The organism is Candidatus Cytomitobacter primus, from assembly GCF_008189405.1.
GTDB classification, from domain to species: Bacteria; Pseudomonadota; Alphaproteobacteria; order CAJXXZ01; family 1604HC; genus Cytomitobacter; species Cytomitobacter primus.
Genome location: NZ_CP043316.1, coordinates 487,831 through 513,283, shown reverse-complemented (window position 1 = coordinate 513,283; position 25,453 = coordinate 487,831). Strand labels below are relative to the sequence as shown.

Annotated in this window: 20 protein-coding genes, 1 tRNA gene and 1 rRNA gene; 15 read left to right on the top strand and 7 right to left on the bottom strand. The window is 30.0% G+C overall.

Going from position 1 to position 25,453, the window contains the following annotated elements; all coding sequences use genetic code 11:
• The first annotated feature begins 14 nt into the window (after window positions 1-14).
• From prfB to rrf, 7 genes are all read left to right on the top strand, one after another.
• Window positions 15-1,103 carry a peptide chain release factor 2 gene (gene prfB, locus FZC34_RS02240; protein WP_148971836.1) on the top strand — a complete coding sequence of 363 codons (1,089 nt, stop codon included), beginning with the start codon at window positions 15-17 and terminating at the stop codon, window positions 1,101-1,103.
• Between the two features lie 252 nt (window positions 1,104-1,355).
• Window positions 1,356-2,240 carry a hypothetical protein gene (locus FZC34_RS02235; RefSeq protein ID WP_148971835.1) on the top strand — a complete coding sequence of 295 codons (885 nt, stop codon included), beginning with the start codon at window positions 1,356-1,358 and terminating at the stop codon, window positions 2,238-2,240.
• A 264-nt stretch (window positions 2,241-2,504) separates the two neighbouring features.
• Window positions 2,505-3,188, top strand: coding sequence for a YebC/PmpR family DNA-binding transcriptional regulator (locus FZC34_RS02230; RefSeq protein ID WP_148971834.1), 684 nt, complete (start codon window positions 2,505-2,507; stop codon window positions 3,186-3,188).
• Between the two features lie 104 nt (window positions 3,189-3,292).
• The gene (locus FZC34_RS02225; RefSeq protein ID WP_148971833.1) at window positions 3,293-3,778 is read left to right on the top strand and encodes a crossover junction endodeoxyribonuclease RuvC; all 486 of its coding nucleotides are present in this window, start codon (window positions 3,293-3,295) and stop codon (window positions 3,776-3,778) included.
• A gap of 173 nt (window positions 3,779-3,951) precedes the next feature.
• The gene (rplM, locus tag FZC34_RS02220; protein ID WP_148971832.1) at window positions 3,952-4,407 is read left to right on the top strand and encodes a 50S ribosomal protein L13; all 456 of its coding nucleotides are present in this window, start codon (window positions 3,952-3,954) and stop codon (window positions 4,405-4,407) included.
• Window positions 4,394-4,921, top strand: coding sequence for a 30S ribosomal protein S9 (gene rpsI, locus FZC34_RS02215; RefSeq protein ID WP_148971831.1), 528 nt, complete (start codon window positions 4,394-4,396; stop codon window positions 4,919-4,921). Before rplM ends, rpsI begins: the two co-directional genes overlap by 14 nt.
• 763 nt (window positions 4,922-5,684) lie before the next feature.
• Window positions 5,685-5,800, top strand: a 5S ribosomal RNA gene (rrf, locus tag FZC34_RS02210).
• Window positions 5,801-6,509: 709 nt separating this feature from the next.
• Here the strand turns inward: rrf and FZC34_RS02205 are convergent.
• Window positions 6,510-7,034, bottom strand: a complete 525-nt coding sequence (locus FZC34_RS02205) for a YqgE/AlgH family protein (protein WP_187440021.1) — start codon at window positions 7,032-7,034, stop codon at window positions 6,510-6,512.
• A 129-nt stretch (window positions 7,035-7,163) separates the two neighbouring features.
• Here FZC34_RS02205 and FZC34_RS02200 point away from each other — a divergent pair, with 129 nt between their 5' ends.
• Window positions 7,164-7,661 carry a MucR family transcriptional regulator gene (locus FZC34_RS02200; protein WP_246119066.1) on the top strand — a complete coding sequence of 166 codons (498 nt, stop codon included), beginning with the start codon at window positions 7,164-7,166 and terminating at the stop codon, window positions 7,659-7,661.
• Between the two features lie 492 nt (window positions 7,662-8,153).
• Window positions 8,154-8,227, top strand: a tRNA-Arg gene (locus FZC34_RS02195).
• A gap of 172 nt (window positions 8,228-8,399) precedes the next feature.
• On the opposite strand, the gene FZC34_RS02190 is transcribed toward FZC34_RS02195, so the two are convergent.
• Window positions 8,400-8,789, bottom strand: a complete 390-nt coding sequence (locus tag FZC34_RS02190) for a ribosome-binding factor A (protein ID WP_148971829.1) — start codon at window positions 8,787-8,789, stop codon at window positions 8,400-8,402.
• A gap of 95 nt (window positions 8,790-8,884) precedes the next feature.
• On the opposite strand from FZC34_RS02190, the gene FZC34_RS02185 reads away from it, so the two are divergent.
• Window positions 8,885-9,571: a hypothetical protein gene (locus FZC34_RS02185; RefSeq protein ID WP_148971828.1), complete on the top strand. Its 687-nt coding sequence runs from the start codon at window positions 8,885-8,887 to the stop codon at window positions 9,569-9,571.
• A gap of 91 nt (window positions 9,572-9,662) precedes the next feature.
• Window positions 9,663-11,474, top strand: a complete 1,812-nt coding sequence (locus tag FZC34_RS02180; RefSeq protein ID WP_222884917.1) for a DNA translocase FtsK — start codon at window positions 9,663-9,665, stop codon at window positions 11,472-11,474.
• Between the two features lie 8 nt (window positions 11,475-11,482).
• Here FZC34_RS02180 and FZC34_RS02175 read toward each other — a convergent pair whose 3' ends face one another.
• The 3 genes from FZC34_RS02175 to FZC34_RS02165 all read right to left on the bottom strand — a co-directional run bounded on the left by FZC34_RS02175 (window position 11,483) and on the right by FZC34_RS02165 (window position 15,568).
• Window positions 11,483-13,585 (bottom strand): leucine-rich repeat domain-containing protein, encoded by a 2,103-nt coding sequence (locus FZC34_RS02175; protein ID WP_148971826.1) that lies wholly within the window; start codon window positions 13,583-13,585, stop codon window positions 11,483-11,485.
• A gap of 128 nt (window positions 13,586-13,713) precedes the next feature.
• On the bottom strand, window positions 13,714-15,054 hold the full coding sequence (locus tag FZC34_RS02170) for a leucine-rich repeat domain-containing protein (RefSeq protein ID WP_148971825.1): 1,341 nt from the start codon (window positions 15,052-15,054) through the stop codon (window positions 13,714-13,716).
• Between the two features lie 91 nt (window positions 15,055-15,145).
• Entirely contained in the window at window positions 15,146-15,568 is a 423-nt protein-coding gene (locus FZC34_RS02165; protein ID WP_148971824.1) for a hypothetical protein, read from the bottom strand.
• 392 nt (window positions 15,569-15,960) lie between these two features.
• Here FZC34_RS02165 and rplI point away from each other — a divergent pair, with 392 nt between their 5' ends.
• From rplI to FZC34_RS02150, 3 genes are all read left to right on the top strand, one after another.
• Window positions 15,961-16,431 carry a 50S ribosomal protein L9 gene (rplI, locus tag FZC34_RS02160; RefSeq protein WP_148971823.1) on the top strand — a complete coding sequence of 157 codons (471 nt, stop codon included), beginning with the start codon at window positions 15,961-15,963 and terminating at the stop codon, window positions 16,429-16,431.
• A 14-nt stretch (window positions 16,432-16,445) separates the two neighbouring features.
• The gene (locus tag FZC34_RS02155; protein WP_148971822.1) at window positions 16,446-17,831 is read left to right on the top strand and encodes a replicative DNA helicase; all 1,386 of its coding nucleotides are present in this window, start codon (window positions 16,446-16,448) and stop codon (window positions 17,829-17,831) included.
• Between the two features lie 215 nt (window positions 17,832-18,046).
• Window positions 18,047-20,674, top strand: coding sequence for a leucine-rich repeat domain-containing protein (locus FZC34_RS02150; RefSeq protein ID WP_187440020.1), 2,628 nt, complete (start codon window positions 18,047-18,049; stop codon window positions 20,672-20,674).
• Here FZC34_RS02150 and ftsH read toward each other — a convergent pair.
• Together ftsH and FZC34_RS02140 are read right to left on the bottom strand one after the other, a co-directional pair.
• Window positions 20,645-22,435 carry an ATP-dependent zinc metalloprotease FtsH gene (gene ftsH, locus FZC34_RS02145; protein WP_148971820.1) on the bottom strand — a complete coding sequence of 597 codons (1,791 nt, stop codon included), beginning with the start codon at window positions 22,433-22,435 and terminating at the stop codon, window positions 20,645-20,647. The two genes, FZC34_RS02150 and ftsH, sit on opposite strands and share 30 nt — an antisense overlap.
• A 618-nt stretch (window positions 22,436-23,053) precedes the next feature.
• Window positions 23,054-24,331, bottom strand: a complete 1,278-nt coding sequence (locus FZC34_RS02140; protein WP_148971819.1) for an APC family permease — start codon at window positions 24,329-24,331, stop codon at window positions 23,054-23,056.
• Window positions 24,332-24,469: 138 nt separating this feature from the next.
• On the opposite strand from FZC34_RS02140, the gene FZC34_RS02135 reads away from it, so the two are divergent.
• The gene (locus tag FZC34_RS02135) at window positions 24,470-25,354 is read left to right on the top strand and encodes a methyltransferase domain-containing protein (RefSeq protein ID WP_148971818.1); all 885 of its coding nucleotides are present in this window, start codon (window positions 24,470-24,472) and stop codon (window positions 25,352-25,354) included.
• The last annotated feature ends 99 nt before the right edge of the window (window positions 25,355-25,453 follow it).

The window sequence follows — 25,453 nt, the reverse complement described above, 5'->3', positions numbered from 1 at the left end:
GAAAATGGTCCTATATGCAAAAGCAAGATGTAATAGAAAAAATAGAGCAAATCGAAAAGTACCTAGATTTCTGGAGTGCGAATATTGTGAAGAATAATATAGAAGCTAAAATTGTAGATTTAGAGCAGAAAGCTGGGAATCCTGATTTATGGAATGATCAAAGCTCTGCAAAAAAAATCTTACAAGAACTATCTAAATTGAAAAATATGTACCAGGAATTTAAAAGTTCAAAAGCAGTATTGGAAGATACAAAAAATGCAGTTGATGATGATTACGATAGTTTGGCTGAACTAATCAATGAAGACATAGTGAGTTTATTCAAGAAAACGGAGTCATGGTATATTCAGACATTATTTGCAGATGAATCTGATTCGCTAGATTGTTATGTAGATTTTAATGCTGGTGCTGGTGGTACTGAATCGCAAGATTGGGTTCAAATGTTATTAAGAATGTATATTAGGTTTGCTGAGAAGAATGGATATAAATGTGAGATTACAGATCAATTGATGGGAGAAGAGGCTGGTGTAAAGTCTGCTACTATTAAGATTTCATCAGGAGAGGCATCATTTCCGTATGGATGGATGAAAGGGGAGTCTGGTGTACATAGATTAGTTCGTGTTTCTCCATTTGATTCAAATAATAGGCGCCATACTAGCTTTGCATCTGTATATGTCACACCCGTTATCAATGATGACATTAAAATTGAAATTGAAAACAAGGATATTAGATTGGATACTTATAGAGCTTCTGGTGCAGGTGGTCAGCATGTTAATAAGACTGATAGTGCTGTACGAATCACTCACATCCCAACTGGTATCGTTGTACAATGTCAAAATGATAGATCACAGCATAAAAATAAAGATCAAGCAATGAGTATGTTGAAATCAAAGCTTTATGCTTTTGAACAGGAGAAGAAAAGACAGGCTGCTGTAGAGGGTATGGCTGCTAAAAAAGATAATGCATGGGGAAGTCAGATTCGTTCATATGTATTGCATCCGTATAAAATGATCAAAGATGTTAGAACTGGAACAGAATCTACACAAGCAGATAAAGTATTAGATGGTGATATTAAGGAATTTTTGATCTCATATCTCAAACTATAATGATTAAGCTAATATATTTATAGAATGTTCCACGTGGAACAATTCAAATCAGCTTATAAAACAATTAAATTAATCATTTGCAATAAATTCAAAAGAATCTTAAAGCTATAAAAAATGAATTTCAATAGCTAGGTAGAGAATGTTTGAAAAGTTTCAAATGTTCCACGTGGAACAATTCAGAACAGTTTGCTGAAATGCGTTAGTGGGCATTATGGCATGGAGATATATATTATGAGCTCTAGTAGGGTTAATATGAATTTTATATCTAATATGATAATTGATGAAATGTTTGATAAATTTTGGAATGAAGGTGATCATGATGTGAGCAGTCCAGTTAGAAGAAGGTCTGCAGAGTCTGATATATATCTGAGGTTTTTGGGAGCGCAAAATAGCGCTATATCAATTGCAGATAAAGAGATAATTAATAAATTGCAAATAGATGACCGTATTTTGAATGATGATAATTTGCGAGATTTGATTGCTCCATTTATGAGTCAAACTGATACAGTTGGCTGTTTGAATACTCATATACTAGACTATTTCGATGATATAGATACGGCCGACAGCACTGTATATGTCATGCTAACATTTATGCAGTGTTTTGGCTTTAAAACAATAGATTGTTTTGATCACGAGTTGAATATTGATGCAATGATACCAAATAGAGAATTCTATCAATTCAATCAGAAGTTTACATTTAAAAAGCTAGAAATTACATGTAATACAGAAAAGAAAGATAGCAAGCCTAATATAGAAGATGATATTAATATAAAAGATGAGATTGTTGAATATCTCATTAATACAGCTTCTGCTCAGGAATTATCTTTTTATGCTGGTAAAGATTGCGATAAAGTAGCAAGGATGGTGAATTTTGTTTATAGGAAAAATCCTGAAATGTTTGCAAATCTCAAATCAGTTGGGATTGGTGTGCCTGTATACGGGGATGGTGATCAAGATTTATATGAAGTGGCTGTTTTCAAAAATGATGTATTAGATGTATTAGATGAAGATTTGCCATGTAATATGCATATGGTATGGATGATTCAAGGTGGATCTGATTCTGATGATAATTGGGTAGCAGATCCCAGTGATTATATTGAAAATGGATTTGACCATTTTTACAATGAATTTATTTAAGAAGAAGACAAAAATTCTGGTATGATTTTTTTGTATATTTAAGCTCACAAATTATTTTTTTTAACAAATTATAGTAAATCAAAATAATTAAACATTATTATTTCGAGAAAAACGTAATTAATATTACCATTTGCAAGTAATAGTATGATCGATCATAGTATATGAGGATTCAGAAGTATACAAAAATCTAGAAATAAGTGTATATATTAATGCAATTATTCATAAATAGGCATAATTGTATATAAGTGTTATAGTACAGATTGTATGGCAGGTCATTCGAAATTTAAGAACATAATGCATCGTAAAAATGCTCAAGATGCAAAGAGAGCAAAAGTGTTTACAAAAATAGGTAAAATTTTAACTATTGCAGCTAGAAGTGGAATTGATCCAAAAATGAACCCATCTTTACGTTCTGCTTTGGATACTGCAAAAAGAGCAAACATGCCTAATGAGAATATTCAACGGGCAATTAATAAGGCAGCAGATAAGAACTCTGATATTGAAGTAAGATATACAGGGTATGGACCAGAAAACACTGCATTCCTAATAGAAGCAATTACAGATAATACAAATCGTACTGTAACTGAACTAAGGATGTTATTTAACAAACATGGGAATGGATTGACGGAATTATCTTTTATGTTTGATCATGTAATGATTGCAAATATTGAAAATACTGATGCAGATACTGTATTAGAAACTTTAATTGATTATGATATCAAAGATATATATGAAGATGATGGAATTAATGTGATTGCTGATTTTTCTCAAATGTCAGAGATCCAAAAAGCACTCGATGCAAAGTTTGAAAAAGTAATCTGTGAAGCGATTTATAAGCCAACAAATATGATTAATGTGAATGATATTGATAAATTAAGTAAATTTATAGATATTTTGGAAGATCATGATGATGTGCAAAATGCATGGCATAATTGTGAGAGCATTTAGTGTTTGCATATCTGTGTTTTTGTCAATTATTGAACTGTTTGATATGTTTATATAAGAAGAAAGCATTCGGTAAATTATTAAATCAGTTTATTGAGGTTGTTTAAATGAAAATATTAGGGTTAGATGCTGGATTATGTAAAACTGGATGGGGAGTAATTAAAAGGCAAAAAAGCAAAATGAAGTGTATAGATTATGGACTCATTAAGCCGAATGCCAAATTATCTTTAGAAGAAAGATTAGCATTTTTATGGACTAACATGATGAATATTTTACAAACCCATTCTCCTGATCACGTAGCAATAGAAAAAACTTTTTTTGGATTACGAAACCCATCTTCAGGTGTAATGTTAGGAGCAGCTTATGGAACAATTATTTCTACTGCAGGCTTAATCAAAACCCCTGTATTTTCTTATGCTACAAAGATGATTAAAAGGCAGGTAGCAGAAAAAGGTGATGCATCAAAAGAAGAAATTGCATTATCTGTATGCTCATTATTTAAAATAGATGCGATTAATCAAGAAGATATAACAGATGCATTGGCAGCAGCTTTATGTCATGAAAAACTATATAAACCTGAAGAAAGTGTATGAACTTGAAGATTGCGAACTTATCGTAATATTAATTTTGAATATATTGTAATGTATTAGTTTTTATTCCTATGATTGTTTTTAGTTAATTAGTATAAATGATAAGTTATGAACTAATAAAATTAGTATTCATTGAAAAGTATTTACATTTTGCTGATTTTATTTTAAATTTAAGAGTGTTTACATTTGTACCTAAAGCGTCTGATATGGCTAAGAGAAATTGGTGGTTGATTGATGCTAAAGATTTAGTATTGGGTAGGTTTTCTACTCAAGTTGCATGTTTATTAAGAGGAAAGCATAAGCCAATTATGACTCCTGGAGCAGATTGTGGTGATTTTGTTGTTATAATTAATTCAGATCATTTTGTTTTGACAGGTAAAAAAGTTGAAGATAAGAAGTTCTATTGGCATACAGGTTATCCTGGTGGAATTAAAAGCAGAACAATAAAAGAACGACTTGAGCGTGATTCTACTGAAATTGTTATGACTGCTGTAAAGAGAATGCTTCCAAAAGGTCCTTTGGGAAGATTGCAATTGAAGAGATTAAGAGTATTTAAAGATAATATACATCAATATGAGAATCATAATCCTACAGTATGGGATTTGAAAGGAATTAAGAATGTTGCAAGATAATATAGTAAGTGTTGCTGCTGCAAGTGAAGAAAATAGTATTTCGGCACAAGCTGTAGAAGCTTCTGAAAAATCTGTGGAGCAAGAAGCTCCAAAAAGAGAAAAAAAAGTTGATAAACTTGGAAGATCTTATGGAACAGGTAGAAGGAAAGAATCTGTTGCTAGAGTTTGGTTTAAAAAATCTAGTTCTGGTGAATCTTCATTTACTGTAAATGGAAAAACAGTTGATGAATATTTCACAAGAGCATTTTATAACTTAGATGTTAAAACTCCTTTGAATGTTTCATTAGCTGAAGGTGAAGTATACCATATTATGAGCACTGTAAAAGGTGGTGGTTTAACTGGGCAATGTGGCGCAGTTAGACATGGTCTAAGCAGAGCTTTAGTTAATTTTGATCCAGAATTACATATTTCTTTGAAGAAAAAAGGTTTATTAACCAGAGACTCTAGAAAAGTTGAGCGTAAGAAGTATGGTCACTTGAAGGCTCGTAAGGTAACTCAATACAGTAAGAGGTAACCTCTATTGTTTTAGAGATTTTAACTGTTTCAGTCGATTATTTACAATCGATTGATTTTTTTTACTAAATTTTTATTTAATTTCTATATAAATTATTACGAATTTGATTAGTGTTATATTGTGATCAATTTGTTGTTGTGAATATAATAACTGTTATTTTTAGTAGATTCTTTAGGACATACTGAATTATCATATTAAATTAAGCTATAACAATATATATCATAACTCATATATCAATTGATGCTATACGCATAATACTGTATGCAAATTTGATTACTGTATAGAAAATTATGCATAAATGTCAATTATACAACTTATGCTGCTGACCTATAAGTATTTATTCTAGTAGGTAGTATGTAAATCTACATATTATAGTGTTTGATAGGTGCATTCATTTATATTGATAGTGCTTGCAGGAATAGGTTGTTCTTGAATAAATATTTCATATTGCATAGTGATTTTATTATCAATCAATGATTATGAACATGTAAGTTTAATTATGAGTTTATTGGTAGGTGGATCTGTAAGAAGATGGGTTGAAATGAGCATATAGAATGATACATAGAAAGATACATAGAAAGATAAGCATAGTGAAATATATATACTAAGGAATGTTTTATGAGCATAGTGAAATATATCATTATTTGCATATGTTTTCCTAAAATACTATGGTTTTGATTTTTATCATTTGGTTTTTATAATAAATATTAAAAAATCTATAAAAAGTATAGACAAAGAATGTCAAAACTGTTAGATTAAATATGTTGGTTGTCATAGCGGAAGAAGACCCACCCGATTCCATCCCGAACTCGGCAGTGAAAGCTTCCAGCGCTGATGGTAGTGTGCCCTGAGGCATGTGAGAGTAGGACGCTGCCAACATTTTTTGTTTCCCCAAATAATTTTTTGTTTTTTAAGTGTTATAGATGTTTTTTTTAATTTTGTTAGTGAGATTTATAATCAGTATGTGCTGTGAAGTATAAAGTTGATAGCATATATTATCCATAAAGTAATTGCATTTTGATTTTAAAAAAGCAGTTGCTATATTTTGCTGTAAGGGTAATTTATAATAAAGTGATTTATTTTTGAATATTAAGGTGTATTTTCACAGTGTGAATAGAAATCAGTATAGAAAGAATAGGATTAATATTATCTCCAACACAATGTTCATATAATTTTCATTAAGCATATAGAGTAATATTGTATTTTATAAAAATAATATGATGTTTTGGAGAACTTATTGCATAGTAATTGTGCTTGTGGTCAGGCTATGTATAATAATAATTACTTATTTAGCAATGAATATATGATTATTGATTTGAAAATGAATAATCATTTGGTTATATAAATATAAACTGTTGGAAATATAGTATCATAATATTGAATTTGCATAATAAAACTATGTATATGTTTGATGAGTATGTTATTAAAGTAATTGGTTCAAATATTGCATATGGATTTATTATTTATAATGATTATATAGTTAACACTGTGATTAGATCTAATATATCAGGTTTAATTTAACATTATGATTAAGTAATAAATACTGTGATTTAATTATTTTGATTTAATATCTTGGTTGTAATGGAATTTAGTTTATAGCATATTCACGTTGGATCAATTCTGGTCGTATTCCACATGATCTATATGCTTCATGCCATCTTTTAATTATTGGCGTATCAAATACTAGCTTGCTAGATCCCATTACAGGAATCCATTCACTATTCTTCACTTCTTTCATGAAGTCTTCATACATCCAACTCATACATCCAGGCACTGCATAATATTTTTTTGGATAAAATTGAGTTGTTTCATCCATATCTGTTACAAATATATCTTCAGTAAGCTGATTAGTATTTGCTAATTTTTTATCACCACTATGCAAAAGTAATATTTTTTTATGATCAGATAAACCACCATCATACATTGGGTAAGAGCAATATTCTTCTTGCTTTAATTTGGTTTGGTTTATTTTTACAGCAGAAACAATAGATTCATTACACTCTAATATTACTATAACAGCATTTTGTAATGTTTTATTTGTTATAAATGGAGATGCCGCAAGAAATGAACCTTTTTGAGATTTATGATTCTTAAAATTGGGAAAACTATACACACTACTAGAATACCAAATAATTTTTCAGCAATCTACTCTTGATTTCATAAGTAAATTATGTATAATTTATCAATCTAGCTGTCTATAAGTTAATTAGATTTAATGTTTAGAGGGAGGGTATATAATACCATGAATGAACATAAGCATATGGAAGACGATTTGAACATAGATGATGATTCTATGTTAGATGAAGAAAGTCTTTTTAATAACGAATATGACTCAGAATCAGATATTATCATAGATGCAACTATTCAAGTATTTGCGTCATACATGAATAATTCTCATGAGCCAATTTCGGTAGATCAAATCAAAGAATTACTTTATTCAATGAAGAGTCAAGTAAAAGAAGTATTTAGATCTCCAGGCAAGCCATTAAAGCCTGCTGTGCCAGTAGAAGAATCAATACATGAAGATTACTTGGTCTGTTTAGAAGATGGAAAGAAACTTAAAGTTTTGAAGAGATATTTGCAAAATAGATATCACATGTCTTTGGATGCATATAAAGAACGATGGAATTTGCCAGCAGACTATCCTGTTGTAGCTCCTAACTATTCAAAAGTAAGACAAAAACTTGCTGTTGACTCAGGTTTGGGATATTCAAGAAAACCAAAAGCTAAAAGAGCTTAAAATTAATCAAAACTGTAATTTTTATCGATTTTAGATAATAATTATGTATTTCACATTAAATCACATTATTTTATATGGCTATGAAATTAATATTATGTAATCTGTTTATTTATTCTGATTCATCCTACTTACTTAAACTTCCTTCATAGGTTTGTTGCTCTATTTATATGAAGAACTGTATTAGGTGTCAGTTAGTAGAATGGATATTAAGGTGCTTATGCAGAAGGGTTGATGTGAGGGAATTATATATAAATATTATAATGCATGCTTAATCTACTAGATTGCTTTTGTAATCTGTTATATTTCTTATGCACTCTTTCGTACGTTCTTACTATTTATATATTGCATAGTGATATTTTTGCATTGTGATTAAGAATATTTAGAACTTAGATAAAATATTTTATCTATATATCGTATATTTTATATCGTGTTTTATAAAAATTATGCACATATTATTGCTATAAATTTTAATTTGTGAGATAAAATGTGTATGCGCTCTTAGCTCAGCTGGACAGAGCAATAGCCTTCTAAGCTACAGGTCATAGGTTCGAATCCTATAGAGCGTGTTCATTTTTATTTATTATTTATATTATATAAATATTATGTAATCTTTGTTTATGTTTTTATACACTTATTTGTTTTGTTTAATTGTTTTATAATTCTATTTATTACTTTTGTATTATTTGTTTTATAATTTCTTTATGATTTCATTCTTTATCATTGCTATGCTAATTTATACTATTTGTCACTATTATGGTGATCATCTTCTTTGTCATTACTATGTTGATCATTTTCTTTATAGGTTTTAAATTCTTCACTTCGGTAAATTTGTTGTAATTTATCTAAGCGTATTGCCTCTTTATCAAGGTGGAATCGTAATGTTGGTAAATATTTTGCATGCCACTGTGTTTTGATTTTTTTGATAATATCACGCTCAGACTCTTGTAGTATTTCTAGACTTTTCTCATCATCAGTTTGTAAATATACATCTGCATACTTGAAATCTTTGCTTAATTTAACGTATGTAAAGCTACATATACTGCCGTGTAGCATCCATGCTTCTTTTGTGATCATATCTAACAGTTGGCAAGCTAATCGTTCGTTACGTTTGTATGGTTTGTTTGACATGTCACTATTCTAGCATTTTCATACCATTTTAGCATCTTATTTTTATATTGTTTTAGTACCTTAATTTATATGTAGATATGCTTTATAATTGGTGTATGTTTATTAGAAGTGCTCTAATCAGTTGTATGTTTGCTGCTCATTTGTATGCGAATACTGGAATAGGTATTGCATTAGGATCTAAGGATTTTAAGCAACCTGTAATTAAATCAGACAATGATTTAAATGGTAAAAAGATGAAAACAAGTAAAAATTTTAGTTTTGGATTATCATTTGATCATTGGAATAATATCAATAGAATTGTACATATTGGGGGCAGTGTTAATATAGGTATAGTAAATAAAACTATTACTTATACAAGTGATGAATTAGATCTAAAGATTAAAAATGACAACCTAAATTTAGAGCTTTTTGCTAAAATTGGGATTGGTTCAAGAAAAATGAAAATATATACTGGTCCTGGAATTTGTGCAACAAGATTTAAACCAGAAGCATCATTTATAGATATGTCATCTGGTATATTCGATCCATCAAATAATAATAAAATAGAATTTGATGAGAAAAGTATTTTTGTCCCATTTTTTGGTGTGAAAAGTGGAATGTATTTTGAGATATCATCAAAATTAAGCTTTGATATATCATATATATGGGCAGTGACAAGTTTTAATAGGCTAGAAAGCAAATCATTTGGACTCAATTCAATTTCTCCATTTGATTCAAGATTCTTCCGATTTAAGCCAAAAGTTAGCAGAGCTGGGCTAAGTATTCACTATAGGATATCGTAGGAAATTTTAGATTGTATAGAAAATTGTATAGAAAGAATGGAATATTATAATGATTATTAAATATTTATATTCAGCTATATCAATTATGTATATGTATTGTTTTTTTAATTCTGGGTGGAATTCATACCATACCTTAACTGCATTATATGATTTTTTTGGATTAACAATTCTGATTGCGCCTTTTATTCCTTTTTTGAAACTACATTCGATACTGCTTGCTGTAATATCTAGTATTATTTTGGGTGATTTAGATAAATTTGGAATTGTAAGAACTTTTAAATTTACGAATAATATGCAATTAGGTGGAATGTTCGGAATGATCAATAAGCAGTTCATTTCTGCTATTTCTGCTTACATTTATGTGCCAATACTATTCTTATATTTATATTACTATGGTTACAAACGTATATTTAAGAGTGGTATATTAGGAAATCACATATTTGGAAATCGTACAAAATCTCCAGAAACAAATAAAGTGAAATCTGTTAAAAGTATAAATAAAAAAGCCAAAACGATTAAATCTTCTTTTATGCTGCCTAAAGTTTCATTTCTGTCTTCATCTAAATCAAAAAGATCAGAAAGCATTTCGAAAGAATTATTACAAAAAATATTGAATGAATATAAAGTGGAAGGAAAGCTACTAAACCAGCATAATGGGCCAGTTGTTACGATGTTTGAATTTGAACCTGCGCCAGGGGTAAAAGCATCAAAAATCATAAACTTATCTGATGATATTGCACGTTCTACTGAGTCTCTTTCTGCCCGTATTTCAACTATTCCAGGTAAGAATCTACTAGGAATTGAATTGCCAAATAAAGTTAGGAATTTGATTAACTTGCGTGATGTGCTAGATTCTAGTGTTTTCCAGAATAATAATTGTAATTTACCATTAGCATTAGGCTGTGATATAACTGGGAAACCAATTATCGTAGATTTAAATCAAATGCCTCATTTGCTTGTGTCAGGAACTACAGGTTCAGGTAAATCTGTTTCGATGCATAGTATGATGCTTTCTCTGTTATATTCAAAAGATCCAGATGACTGTAAGTTTATATTGGTTGATCCTAAGCAATTAGAATTATCAGTTTACAATGGAATCCCACATCTTCTTACCCCAGTTGTCACTAACCCTCAAGAAGCTGTAAAAGTTTTGAAATGGGCAGTACAAGAAATGGAAAGGAGATATAAATTACTTTCTGAAGTTGAAGTGAGAAATATTTCAAGTTTCAATGAAAAAGTACAGCGTGAATCTTTTAAAGCAAAAACTGATAAAAAGTACGAGAAAATGCCATATTTGGTTATAGTAGTAGATGAAATGGCTGACCTGATGATGACAGCTGGAAAAGAAATTGAAGTGTCCGTACAGAGATTAGCTCAAATGGCTCGTGCAGCCGGAATACATATTATTATGGCTACTCAAAGGCCATCAGTAGACGTTATTACAGGAACAATTAAATCCAATTTCCCAGTACGAATAACATTCCAATTAGCATCCAAAATTGATAGCAGAACAATTATGGGAGATAATAGTGGAGCAGAGCAGTTGCTAGGAAAAGGAGATATGCTTTATCTTTCTCCTGGTTACCCTACTACAAGAATCCAAGCTCCTTTTGTATCTGATGATGAAGTTCAGGAAATTACAAATTTTTTAAAAGAGCAGAGAGAGCCTGTTTATATAGAATTAGAAGTTAAAGAACATAATCTTGATGAGGAAGAAAATAATGATCCCATGTACGTACAGGCTGTACAAGTTATTTTACGAGATAAAAAAGTATCAATTAGTTACATTCAGCGTCAATTGCAAATTGGATATAATAGGGCTGCACGTATTGTTGAATCTATGGAAGAGCAGGGAGTTGTAAGTAAACCAGATCGATCTGGTAAGAGGGAGATTTTGATTTGAAATTATATTTATTCTAATCCAATTACTCTTGCTTTTGTAGTCCACCATTTTGATATAATACATTTAGGATAATCCGTCATTGCAATTTTCCCACCCAATTTTATATGATACCTAATTGTTGTAGTGTCTGCCGTATTTTTTTTATCCATATCTAATACGAAAATACTGTTTAGTAGCACAGTATTTCCTTGTAGCTTATGTGTGAATTCATTTAAACTAATAATATATTTTGACAATTCTTCTAATTGATCATACGATACATATAATGATTCTAAGCTTATAGCATATTCTATATACTGTTCTGGCAATATTTTTAATGGATTATGTGCTAGTGATAAGGATAGCGATCCTAATCCTACTAAATCTTGTGTAAGCTGTGGAAGTGTCTCTAATTGATTATATGATAAATCAAGTCTTATTAGTGTTGTGATAGAGTCTTTCATATATCTTGGCAGTGCTTTTAATTGATTATGTTCTAAATCTAATAATCTTAATTTTGTGCAATTTTGTATCGACTCTGGAAGTGTTTCTAATTGATTATGTGTCATAAATAATTTTTCCAAGTTTTTTAATACCTGTATAGATTGTGGCAATACTTTGAGTAGATTATATGACATAAATAATTTTTCCAAGTTTTTTAATGCCTGTATAGATTGTGGCAATACTTTGAGTCGATTATGTGATAGTTCTAATTTTTCTAATTTATTTAGATTGCCTATAGATTCTGGTAATTCTTCTAATTGGTTATGTGCTAAGTTTAACCATACTAATAAAATTAATTTACCAATAGATTCTGGTAATACTTTTAATTGATTATTTTCTATACGAAAGTATTTTAATTTATTTAAATTTCCTATGGACTTTGGGAGTTCTTCTAATTGATTATTATGTAATGGCATATCTATCAAATTAGTTAAATTTCCTATAGATTCTGGAAGTGTTCTTAGTTGATTACAATCCAGGTGTAAATCTTTCAAGCTAATTAAATTTCCAATAGATTCTGGTAATACCTTTAATCGATTATTTGACAGGGGTAATTCCTGCAAGCTAGTTAAATTTCCGATAGAATCTGGTAGCATTTTTAGTTGATTATCAATTAATATTAAATATTTCAACTTATTTAAATTTCCTATAGAATTTGGCAATACTTCTAATTTATTATGTGACAGAATCAGAACTCTCAATTCCATCAAATTTCCTATAGATTGTGGCAATACGTTTAGTTTATTACGTGCTAATTCTAATCTTTTCAAGCTTATTAAATTCCCTATAGAATCTGGTAATACTTCTAATTGATTATCTTCTAAGTAAATATAGACTAATTTATTTAAATTCCCTATAGAATTTGGCAATAGTTTGATTTGACTACGTGCAAAATCAAACATTGTCAATTCTGTTAAATTTCCTATAGAATTTGGGAATGCTTCTAATTTATTACCGCACTCACTGTATAAATTAAGCTCTGTCAATTTATTTAAATTCCCAATAGAATCTGGTAGTGTTTCTAATTGAGGGCAAGATAAGTGCAAATATATTAACTCACGTAAGTTTCCAATGAATTCTGGTAATACTTTTAATTGTTTTTGGCCAAAGCTTAAATTAGTTAATTTGGTGAGGTTGGCTACAAATGAAGGCAATACCTCTAAGTCACTGTAGTGTAAACATAATTCCGTTAATTCAGTTAGTTTGCTTATATAGTTTGGGGTATTATCTAATTCTAATAAAGGTTCACGCAACCTTTTTGTCCTTTGTATTATATGAGGCTCTATTATATTAAAAGATAATTTTAGTATATATTCTTTCATATGATCATCGCTTGCTATATGCTTTTCACAAAAAATATTGAGCATATGGTCACTTAAATGCATAAAATAATGATCATCTATGTGCATAAATGACATTACAGAATCATATGCGCCTCTTGGTAGATTTTTTTTTGTTTTTCTGAACAGGAATTCCTGCAAAAATTTGCATTGATCAAATTGTATTGATTTACGACATTGCCCAATATATTCATAAGATACTTCATGGCACACTTCATCAATATAACTTGCATTTATACTACATGATGCTAGGAAACATAGTAAATTTATTCTCTTTGTATAATTCATTGGTGCATTGTAGTTGATGTATAATGATTTGGCAATCCAGTGTTTTTAGTTAATTCAAATTGATGATTTTGTTTCAATGATGTGTCTAAATGATATATTTCAAATCTAGATTTTAATAATTAAAAAATTTAATCAGAAGGTTGAGATAATGGGGATTCTGGTAATACCCATTCACTTCCTACGGAATCTGGTCTGCTGTATGCTTCTTCTCTTAATGAATTTCCATGACTCTCATCTTCTTGGGAATCTTTTGTGGAATTTTGATTATCACATTCACTTTGTGCTGCAGAAGATTGGCTATCTTGTACAATTGGATTTCTTTCCAATCTTAATACTTTTAATTCGGTTAACCCATCTACGTTAGGTGATTTAGTCAGTTTATTGACATGCAAATGTAGTACTTTTAGATTAGATAAATTATTTATATTAGGTAGTAGTTTGATGCAGTTGTTATTTAGGTAGATTTCTTCCGCATTTACTAAATGATTGATATTAGGTAGCAGTTCAATTTGATTGAATGCTAAATTTAATATTCTAATACTGAAACTTAAAGTAGGGAACACTGTTATGTTATTGAATTTTATACATAACCTCTCTAATTTATTTGAGTTACTTAAATCAGGCAATTCAGTAAGTTGATTTGCATCAGCACTTAACTCTCGTAATTCTTTTAAGCGTCCAATTGACTGTGGCAATTCAGTAAGTTGATTGTTATTTAAATTCAACATTTCCATATTTTTCAAATCGCTCAAATCATATGATCTTCTAGGAGAATCAACTAATGGTTTTGCTTCTACCTTTTTGTTTTTCTTAAATAATCTGCTAAAAAATGACTCTTTAACCTTCTTAGTGATGACTATAGGAGCTATAGGAGCTAATACAGGATCAAGAGATTCTAAGTCATTAGAACTCAAATCTAATCTCCATAAGTTCTCTAATTTATATACATATTCAGGTAGTGATGTGATATTGTTTGATCCTAAATCTAATTCTGCTAGCTTAGTTAGATCACCTACATTAGGAATTGGTTTGCTGTTTGCTGGGTATGATAATTTTATTTGATTATGACTTAATACTAATTTTTCCAATCTGGCACCCATTGTGCATATATGAGGATTTACTTCGCTTAAGTTTGCATTATCCAAATATAAACTTTCATAATTATAACAGCTTGATATTAATTGCATGACTCCGACTACATGATTTAGATATAGTTTATCCAAACCACTTTGTGCACTACAACGTAATCCAACGCAGTTAATAATATCACCCATGCTATCTTTTCTGTAAACATACGAAATAATAAGATCAAATGCATCTAATGGAAATGTTTTATTGGATTTGTTGACTTTCTCCAAGCATAAGTACAAATGATTATCATATTTTCTAATTGCTTCTTCATAATACCCTATAGAGTGAGCAGTATTATATAATGCCAATGCGGCACCATACACCATAAAATTCTTCATATTTTTATATTATCGTAAGATGATTTTTTTGTAAATTATATACTTTATAAAATCTATCTCTTATTTAATAAGTTTTATTTTTATTGTTATATTAATTACAACATTTATGGTTATGCTTAGAGTTTTTAAACATATAAACAGAAATTAATGACAAGATTGCAAATTTTAAGATATTTGGTAATGGAAGCACATAGAATAATCCATGAACTATAAATATAGATAAAATCAAAGGAGCAGAGTTTGATAATATTGGTTTTTGAATTGAATAACTCTTTTTTAAGAAAAATTGATGCCATATTGTATCGATTTGGTCTCTCAGTACCCATAGTGCTCCTATAAATAAAATGCTTAATAATGGCATATGCATTATAATATTGATCAATGCTATTCCAAGTGAAAGTAATACAAAAATAGGTATAAAAATAGGGACAAACATTGCTAGTAAAAAGAAAATTATTAGTAGTACTACCCATGCTATAGTTAAACTTATAAAAAATGGTATTATCCAAAACATACACATAATACACATGGATTTGTTATGGAAATAATTTGTAATTTTGTTATGAAAATTAAGTAATGAATTCATGAAACCGCCTTTAGAATTTTAGGTAATAAATAAGAACTTATCAAGAAGAAAAATATATATTCAGAAGATACGCCATGTTTGAGCCATATGATACATATAATAGGAAGTATACTATCTATAATTATAAATTTGCTCCAACTCTTTTTGGATATTGATATAATTAATATTGATACGATTGATATGTTTAAAAACATAGATTAATTTTAGCAGAATTTTCATTATTTTTCTTGACTGGATTCTTGTTATTTTCCAATACATTTACTAATACATTTTTTGCTATTGATTTTAATAGCATTTTTGAGGAGAATAATGTATATATTATGAAAAAAACATCACATTTAATATCTGTAGTATTGAAAGAAAGATTAAGAGGCAGAGGTCTTCCTGGTGACGTAGTATCAGTTAAAAGAGGATATGCTTTGAATTTTCTGATTCCTGAAGGAAGAGCTGTTATGGCTACTAAACCAAATCTAGAAATGCTTGAACAAAAAAGAAACGATTGGTTATCTATAGATGAAAAGAGAAAAGCAGAAGGTAAGGCAATTAAAGATCAAATTGATAAAATCACAATAGATATTGAACATAATACTGTTGATGGATTCAGACTTTATGGTTCTATTTCTAGTAAAGAAATTATTATGCAGCTTGCTGATAAAGGTTTTGCAATTAAAAAAGAAGATATTGTTATGAAACCTATTAAAGAGATTGGATCATTTACTGCACAAATACACACTTATGGAAATCAATCTAACATTACAATTAATGTAAAATCTCCAGAAGTTATAGAATAATATATTCGTAAAGTATGAATGATATTCAAGAAGTAAAGATATTACCTAATGCTTTAGAAGCAGAAAAAGCGCTTCTAGGAGCTGTTTTGCATGAAAATTTACTTTTCGAGAATATAGCAGAATTTTTATTACCTGAGCATTTCTTTGACCCATTACATAAAAAAATATTCCAGCATATATCTTATACTATTGGAAAGGGTCAGCTTGCTAATCCAATTACAATTTGGCCATTTTTCCTACAAGATGAATTAATTAAAGAATATGGTGGGGAAGAGTATTTAAAAAATCTTGAATCTTACATTATTTCTTTATCTCATACAGAAGACTATGGTAAGCAAATCTTTGACCGTTATGTTAGAAGGCAATTAATACTTATAGGAGATAAAATAAAAGGCGAAGCCTATGATATGCAATTACAACATAGCGCATTAGAGCAAATTGAAAAAGCAGAGCATAATTTATTTTCTTTAGCTACGTTAGGTACTCAAAAGAATGATATAAATTTTGGAAATGCATTGACAGCAGCAGTGAAACAAGCAGAAGTTGCTTTTAGGAGTACTGATCATGTAGTTGGTATATCTACAGGATTATATGAATTAGATAGAGCTTTAGGTGGGTTCCATAAATCTGATTTGATTATTTTAGCTGCAAGACCATCTATGGGTAAAACTGCATTAGCAACTAATATTGCATTTCAGGCTGCTTCAAAAAAGAAAAAAGTAGCATTTTTCTCTCTTGAAATGTCTTCAGAGCAACTTGCTTTACGTATCCTAGGTTCTGAGACCAATATTCCATCTGATAAGATCAGAAGAGGAGCTATTCAAGAACATGAAATGCATAAATTAACAAAAACTTCACAGAAATTGTTTGATATTCCTTTGTTTATTGATGATACACCTGCATTGAGTGTATCTGGATTGCGAACACGAGCAAGGAGATTGCATAGGCAAGAGAATTTAGATTTAATTATTTTAGATTATTTACAATTAATGCATTCTGGTATGAATCAAGATAATAGGGTGCAAGAATTATCATTTATTACAAGATCATTAAAATCATTGGCAAAAGAATTATCAGTACCAGTGGTTGCATTATCACAGTTATCACGTGCAGTTGAACAAAGAGATGATAAGCGACCTCAATTATCTGACTTACGTGAATCTGGTACTATTGAGCAAGATGCTGATGTTGTAATGTTTATTTTCCGTGAAGCCTATTATGAAGCGAGAAAAAAACCATCTGAGGGTTCAGATAAAATGGAAGTATGGCAAGCTAAAATGGAAAAAATACATAATTTAGCTGAGATTATGATTGCAAAACAAAGGCATGGTCCAATTAAAAATATGCAAATCGGATTTGAAGATGCTATGACTAAATTTTACGATTTGGATAGAGCATAAATTTTAATGCTGTATCTGACTATAAGAAATCATGATTGTCATTGTTTAGCATCAGTTTGATATGGTATTCTCAGTACAAATTATTAATTTGTATTAAATGCAGAAATATCATTTAAATTTAGATGATATTTAAGCTATTTTATCAATATTTGAGAATCACTTAAACATATCTAATATGTAGTTGATATTGCAAGAATTATATGTATAATGGTGGCATGAAAATATTAAATTTCTATTTGTATGCGTTAATGATATGTGGTACGAATACTGTAACCGATATTGAAAAGGGAATTGAAGAGCGTTTGGGTTTAATGATAGATCTGTATAAATCTGATAAACGCGCTAGTTTTTTGACGGAAAATGGGGATAAATATGCTTGGTTGCCACAAAGTATTACTGAAAATATTGATGAGAATTATGAGCGATATGCTAAAAATCCTGAAACTCTAAAGGAGATTATTAGAGAAAATGATAGTCCATATATAAAAAGTTTAATCGAAATATATAAATACTCTATGCAAACATATTTAGCTTTATCTTTAAATATAAGTGGTTTAGAAGAACTACCAGAGATGATTACAAAGGTTGAAATAGGCACATTATATATGGAAGGGTCAAAGCTAAAAGAATTCCCTACACATATAATGCAGAATATTTACAATCCAATGGGAATAAACATAAGCTGTTTGAGGTTACAAGAAAACTGTTTGACAACATTGCCTGGGCATATACATAATGCATTTGAAATATGTGCAAATAATAATAGAATCGAATCGCCTCCTGATTTAGGTAGATCGATATTTTTAAGAAAATTAGATTTAGCAAATAATAAGTTGACTACATTTTGTCCATTAAATAGATGCATAAATTTAATAGAATTAGATTTATCAAATAATAAATTAAAGCGGTTAGAGGGATTGGATAAATGTATTCGCTTAGAGCATATGGATTTGCATTGTAATGAGTTAGAAGAATTACAGGGTTTTGAGCAGTGTGTGAGTTTAGAGACAGTAGATTTAAGCTACAATAAGTTTAGCGAATTACCTGATTTTACTGATTTGCCAAAAGTATCTAAATTGAATTTAAAGCATAATAAGTTAGAAGAAATTGATTTGGCTAATTTGCAAAATCTTACATTACTAGATTTAGGAAATAATAATTTAATAGAGTTGCCTAATTTGGATAAGCTAATTAATTTAACTAAATTAAATATAAATTCTAATCAGTTCAGTGAATTACCAGGATTGGATAAACTAATCAATTTGAAAGAATTGAATTTAGGATTGAATAAATTTATAGCATACCCAGGGTTAGACAAATTAGTGAATTTAACTATATTAAATATGAGGTTTAGCGATTGCAGTTTACTTCCAGAATTGGGTAATCTTACAAATTTGACCGAATTAGATTTCAGTGATAGCCAATTTAGCGCATTACCAGCATTGGACAAATTGCCTAATCTTACATCATTGAATCTAAATAGTGATCAATTAGTAGAATTAAATACTCTCGAAACACTATATTCTATACATACGGGGTTTGATGCATCTATTACTACATCATTGAGCATAAATAAGGAATTGGTAGTATTAAGCAGATCCATTATTTCACCATATGGCGCAACACATAAAGAACTATTAGATAGGCTAGGGAGAGCAATAAAATTATGTGCATGGCGCAATAAAATTACTAAGTTAGATCTACAAGATAAGAAGTTAAATAAATTAGATGGATTATCTAATTTCAAGAATCTAACTGAGTTGAATTTACATAATAATCAGTTCAGCGAATTGCCAGGGTTGGATAAGCTAACAAATTTAACTAAGTTGAATTTAATGAATAATCAGTTAAGTGAATTGCCAGGATTGGATAAACTAATAAATTTAACTAAATTATATTTGCATAATAATCAGTTCAGCGAATTGCCAGGATTGGATAAGCTAACAAATCTAATTGATCTGAGTTTGAGTAATAATCAGTTCAGCGAATTGCTAAGATTGGATAAGCTAACAAATCTAATTGAATTGGATTTAAGTTGGAATCAGTTAAGTGAATTACAAGAGTTAGATAAGCTAACAAATCTAACTGGGTTGTATTTGCGTAATAATCAGTTCAGCGAATTGCCAGAATTAGATAAACTAACGAATCTAACTAAATTGAATCTAAATTATAATAAGTTCAGTGAATTGCCAGGATTGGATAAACTAACAAATCTAACTGAGTTGAATTTATATAATAATCAATTCAGTGAATTGCCAGGATTGGATAAACTAATAAATTTAACTGAGTTATATTTATATAATAATAAATTTAGTGAATTGCCAGGATTAGATAAGCTAACAAATCTAACTGGGTTGTATTTGGGTAATAATCAGTTCAGCGAATTGCCAGGATTGGATAAACTAACGAATCTAACTGAGTTGTATTTGGGTAGTAATCAGTTCAGCGAATTGCCAGGATTGGATAAGCTAACAAATCTAACTCAGTTGTATTTATATAAGAATAAATTTAGTGAATTGCCAGGGTTGGATAAGCTAACAAATTTAACTAAATTAAATATAAATTCTAATCAGTTCAGCGAATTGCCAGGATTAGATAAGCTAACGAATCTTATTGAGTTGTATTTATATGATAATCAGTTAAGTGAATTGCCAGGACTGGATAATCTAACAAATCTAATTGAGCTGAGTTTGAGTAATAATAAATTTAGTGAATTGCCAGGATTAGATAAGCTAACAAATCTTACTAAGTTGAATTTATGGAATAATCCCATTAAAGATAGTGAGAACGTTCAGAAATTATTAAAGTCTAAATTACCTAAATGTAGTGTGTTTACTAAGTAATGCATTGATTTCTTTGCCAGTTAACTCTTCTTTTTCGATTAAGTTTTGGGCTAGTGTATGTAAATTTTCTTCGTATTTTTTAAGGATCTGAGATGCAACATCAAATGCATTATCAACAATCTTTTTTACTTGTTTATCAATCACTTCATACATACTCTGGGATGTGGAATTATCATATTGATCATTATAGTTATAGTGTACGTAACCAGCATCACCCATTCCCCATTTTGTAACCATATTTCTAGCTATATTTGTAGCCATTTTGATGTCTGATGATGCTCCTGTTGTAACTTTATCATCACCAAAAATCATTTTTTCTGCAGCTAACCCACCCATCGCAACTACCAAATCATCTAGTAACTTAGCTTTTGAAACAGAAACTTGATCTTTTTCAGGAAGGCGTACGACCATTCCAAGTGCATGCCCACGTGCAATAATAGTTGCTTTGTGAATAGGGTCAGAATTTTTACTTTTAAGCGCAACTAATGCATGACCAGCTTCGTGATATGCTGTAAGCTTTTTATCTTCATCGCTTATGATAAGTGAGCTCTTCTTTGATCCCATTAATATTTTATCTTTCGCTTCTTCGAAATCAGACATGTTAACCATGTTCTTTTCATATCGAGCAGCGAATATAGCAGCTTCATTAATCAAATTACTTAAATCAGCTCCAGAGAATCCAGGTGTTCCTTGTGCAATAGTATCGATCATTATGCTATCATCAGTTTTGATTTTTTTCATATGTAATCGTAATATTTCTTTTCTTTCTTCCAAATTAGGTAATGAAAATGTCACTTGTCTGTCAAATCTACCTGCACGCAATAAAGCTGGATCCAATACGCCAGCTCGGTTAGTAGAAGCAAGAATTATTACTCCTTCATTAGGGGTGAATCCATCCATTTCTACAAGAAGTTGGTTCAGTGTTTGTTCTCTTTCTTCACATCCACTGCCCATGCCCCCGCCTCTTTTAGCTCCAATAGCATCAATCTCATCAATAAACACAATGCATGGCGCATGTTTTTTGCCCTGTTCGAACATATCTCTAATTCTACTTGCTCCAACTCCAGCAAACATTTCGATAAAATCAGAACCAGATGTAGAGAAAAATGGGACTCCAGCCTCACCAGCCACACTTTTTGCTAGTAAAGTTTTTCCTGTTCCAGGAGGGCCTGAGAGCAGTACACCTTTAGGTATTCTAGCTCCCAAAGAAGCAAATTTTTGTTTATTTTTTAAAAAGTCTACAATTTCTTTCAAACCTTCTTTAGCTTCTTTAGCTCCAGCAACATCTGCGAAAGTGATATTATTATTTTCTCCCGTTGCTAGGCGAGCTTTTAGTTTTCCGAACAATCCCATTGTTTTCCCAGCACTACCCTGAATATTACGCATGGAATAAAACATCATTCCAACAATTAATAATGATGGCAACCAAGATAAAATCAAACCTACCCAATTCACCAAAGAAGTTTCTTGAGAATAGGAAGCTTGTATATGTACCTTATTATCCAAAAGCCTTTTTACTAGATTCTTATCGGAGTATGGAACAGTTGTAGAAAATTTCTGTCCATTTTTGAAAAATCCCTTAACATTAGGGCCTCTTATGACAACAGAAGATATTAAACCTTTATTAGTATCAGAAGCGAAATCAGAAAAAGCTATATTTTGAATATCATGCTGATCAGAATTTTTAAATACATTAGCCATCCCGATTGCAAGAATCACTAACATAAACCATAGAATTATATTTTTATTTTTACCAAACACTATAAATATTCTAATAAACCTAGCAAATGAAGTCAATTAATCCTAGCAAATAAAGTCAGTTCAATAGGGAGGGAACATGATAATTTATTGGAATTTACTCAAATATTACAGAAAATTTATAAGAAATTACTGTTTGTTAAGTTTATTAAAATAAAATAACTATTAAAATATCGTTTAGTAAATGCTGTTAGCGTTGTTTAATTAATTAGCATAATAAGTGTTGCATGAAAAATTAGAATAAGAAAAAAGATAAGCAGAATTGAAAATTCACTATAACTTATATGTTAATTTATGTATTAGAATGATTAGAAAGGTGATCGTATATTCACTATTACGTGAATTTATTTCCTGTGTAGTTCGATTTTTACCACTTTATAATGCTCTGAATCTGGAGTTGCACTCTCATAATGTTATACTGGTGAGACAATGCGTTGGTTACATTACGAATTATGCCATTACGTATAGCATAAGTGTTCATGCTATCTGTATCTTCATAAGCTCCATTTCTCAACTCTCATAAGTATCATTTCCGATAAACAGGTCAAATATAATCTTTCTGGCTGTAATAATATCCATTAGCAATTCTAACGATTAATTAATCTAGAACATTACAGAATTTTATTGACTTGTATTGATGAATTTACTTCTTCTGCAATAGTATATGATATTTCCAGATGCGATTAGAGTAAGCGCAATTAATGCCTGATACAATCCACATCCATACATAAGTACTAAGCAAGCAGAAATGTTAATGGCAAATATAGCATTATTTCCACCATGTATTTTATACGCCAATGTTCCCAAGAAATATATGCATATTAACAAAAATGCATCGATATATACCAACATTTGCATATTAATCATATTCATACTGTGTAGTAGTATAGTGATTGTAATTAATCCTGCAGAATATAATCCAGAAATAGTAGGGAATTTAGATGTTTTGCTTAAAGTGCTAAATCTTTTTGGCATCCATCCCATAGATGATGCGTTAGAAAGTATATAGGATGATACAAAAATAAGTCCATTAATACTTCCAATTAATCCAAAACATGCCATGAATGAAACCAAAAAAACTGCAAACCCACCCATTGTAATGTTTGCAACATCTGCAACTGGAGCCTGGCTCATAATTTGAGTTTCTAATGGAAGTACAGACATTACAGACATATGTACAGCGATAAACATTAGAGATGCAATGAACGTTCCTAACAGGGTTGCTATTGGCAGTGTTCTTTCTGGGTTTTTAATTGAATCTCCAGATGCTGTGGCAGACTCTAATCCTAAAAATGCGAATAGTGCTAAAGGCATAGCTTTTAATATTGATAATGTGAATGATGGGTTTTTACTTGCAATGCATAAGCTGCTGATAGAAAAGTATTTTAACGCTGAGGCAACTAAAACAAGTAATAATCCAACCTTCAAGAATGTGATCAAAGTGATTAATCCTACGGAAAATACAGCACTTCTAATATTAATTAAGGTTAAAATCCATACTATTGCTATAGAACAAAATGGTTTTAAAAATGCAATGTTTGCTGGCAACATAAAAAATAAATAATCAGCAAATGCAATAGAAACTGTGCAACATCCAATTGTCATTCCTAGCCAATGTGCCCAAGATGTTTGAAACCCTAGGAAATGACTATTAAATGCATTGTAAACATAGTATGGTATTCCAGATTTATCTTTAAATTTTCTGCTCATAAAAGAAAAGCTAAAAGCTAATGACATAGCGCATAATGATGATAATACCCATGCGAGTAATCCAAAGCTGCCAAAATAAGAAACTTTTGAAGATACAATTAAAATTCCACTTCCAATCATGCTTCCGACAACGACGGAAGTAGCCCCTATTAATCCAACCGATCTAATTGAATCTTGTGTTTTACTCATTTATTCAATCTCCTAAGTACAGATAATATTACAAAATACACGAAAAGACAAACAAAGCTATACATAAATATTGACGATTTTAACATTATCTTTTCTATAAGTCTTAATTTTTTTTCACAATTATTATATCGTTTTATTATGTGTGAAGAATATTCATTAAGTGATATTTGGGATATGGCTATCAATTATTTTGATGAAGATGCAAGGCAGAAGTCTTGGTATGTAATAGTCAGCTTTTTAGGTAAAAACCATACTGATGCTTGGATTAATAAAGACAAACCATTGCCAAGATATGAGTTAGAAAAATGTTTGAATTTGTTAGATAAATTAAAGTATAAAATTCCATTGCATCGTATTATGAAAAAGAGGTTTTTTTGGAAAGATGAATTTTTTGTATCTCCATATACATTGGAACCACGACCAGAAACAGAAGCAATCATTGAAATTTCTATGAACTATAAATCAGAAACTGTATTTAAGCCAAAAACCATATTAGATATTGGTACTGGCACAGGGTGTATATTGCTTAGTTTATTGAAAGAACATAAAGATGCGTATGGTATCGGTGTTGATATTTCTACTTTTGTTTTAGATACTGCGAAGCAAAATGCAGAAAATCTTAAAATCTCAAATTGTGATTTTGTTTTGCAGAGATTTGGAGAGTCTGAAGAAGTAAGTATGAACAGTATAAGTGATAATTATATAGATGGTAGTAATCACTATTTTGCAGCGTATGAAAATAACGTGTTAGCAGGACGTACTTTCGATTTGATAGTTTCAAATCCTCCTTATGTAAATACAGAAATAGATTATGCAACTAAATTTGACCCAATTGTTGCTGTTTTCCATGATGAACCAACACGCATTACAAATAAATTACCACTTGCGGAAAATGGTGTTTTTTTATGCGAAGTTCCAAAATATTTAATGCAATCATATGAAGAGTGTTTTAAAACTCATTATAAATGGCATAAATCTGGTCATCCAGAAATTTTGATTTTTGAATATAGTAATTTTGGTTGATAATTGAAGCAATAATCATGTTAAATGAAAGAAAATTGATTTAAAATTGTGCAATGCAAATTATTCTCTTTTTACTTTATGGGTTCTTTATTAATAATA

Excerpts from the sequence above, each read along its gene's own strand:
- prfB (WP_148971836.1), top strand. The coding sequence starts at position 15 with ATGCAAAAGCAAGATGTAATAGAAAAAATAGAGCAAATCGAAAAGTAC.
- FZC34_RS02235 (WP_148971835.1), top strand. The coding sequence starts at position 1,356 with ATGAATTTTATATCTAATATGATAATTGATGAAATGTTTGATAAATTT.
- FZC34_RS02230 (WP_148971834.1), top strand. The coding sequence starts at position 2,505 with ATGGCAGGTCATTCGAAATTTAAGAACATAATGCATCGTAAAAATGCT.
- FZC34_RS02225 (WP_148971833.1), top strand. The coding sequence starts at position 3,293 with ATGAAAATATTAGGGTTAGATGCTGGATTATGTAAAACTGGATGGGGA.
- rpsI (WP_148971831.1), top strand. The coding sequence starts at position 4,394 with ATGTTGCAAGATAATATAGTAAGTGTTGCTGCTGCAAGTGAAGAAAAT.
- FZC34_RS02200 (WP_246119066.1), top strand. The coding sequence starts at position 7,164 with ATGAATGAACATAAGCATATGGAAGACGATTTGAACATAGATGATGAT.
- FZC34_RS02190 (WP_148971829.1), bottom strand. The coding sequence starts at position 8,789 with ATGTCAAACAAACCATACAAACGTAACGAACGATTAGCTTGCCAACTG.
- FZC34_RS02185 (WP_148971828.1), top strand. The coding sequence starts at position 8,885 with ATGTTTATTAGAAGTGCTCTAATCAGTTGTATGTTTGCTGCTCATTTG.
- FZC34_RS02180 (WP_222884917.1), top strand. The coding sequence starts at position 9,663 with ATGTATTGTTTTTTTAATTCTGGGTGGAATTCATACCATACCTTAACT.
- FZC34_RS02175 (WP_148971826.1), bottom strand. The coding sequence starts at position 13,585 with ATGAATTATACAAAGAGAATAAATTTACTATGTTTCCTAGCATCATGT.
- FZC34_RS02170 (WP_148971825.1), bottom strand. The coding sequence starts at position 15,054 with ATGAAGAATTTTATGGTGTATGGTGCCGCATTGGCATTATATAATACT.
- FZC34_RS02165 (WP_148971824.1), bottom strand. The coding sequence starts at position 15,568 with ATGTTTTGGATAATACCATTTTTTATAAGTTTAACTATAGCATGGGTA.
- rplI (WP_148971823.1), top strand. The coding sequence starts at position 15,961 with ATGAAAAAAACATCACATTTAATATCTGTAGTATTGAAAGAAAGATTA.
- FZC34_RS02155 (WP_148971822.1), top strand. The coding sequence starts at position 16,446 with ATGAATGATATTCAAGAAGTAAAGATATTACCTAATGCTTTAGAAGCA.
- FZC34_RS02150 (WP_187440020.1), top strand. The coding sequence starts at position 18,047 with ATGAAAATATTAAATTTCTATTTGTATGCGTTAATGATATGTGGTACG.
- FZC34_RS02140 (WP_148971819.1), bottom strand. The coding sequence starts at position 24,331 with ATGAGTAAAACACAAGATTCAATTAGATCGGTTGGATTAATAGGGGCT.
- FZC34_RS02135 (WP_148971818.1), top strand. The coding sequence starts at position 24,470 with ATGTGTGAAGAATATTCATTAAGTGATATTTGGGATATGGCTATCAAT.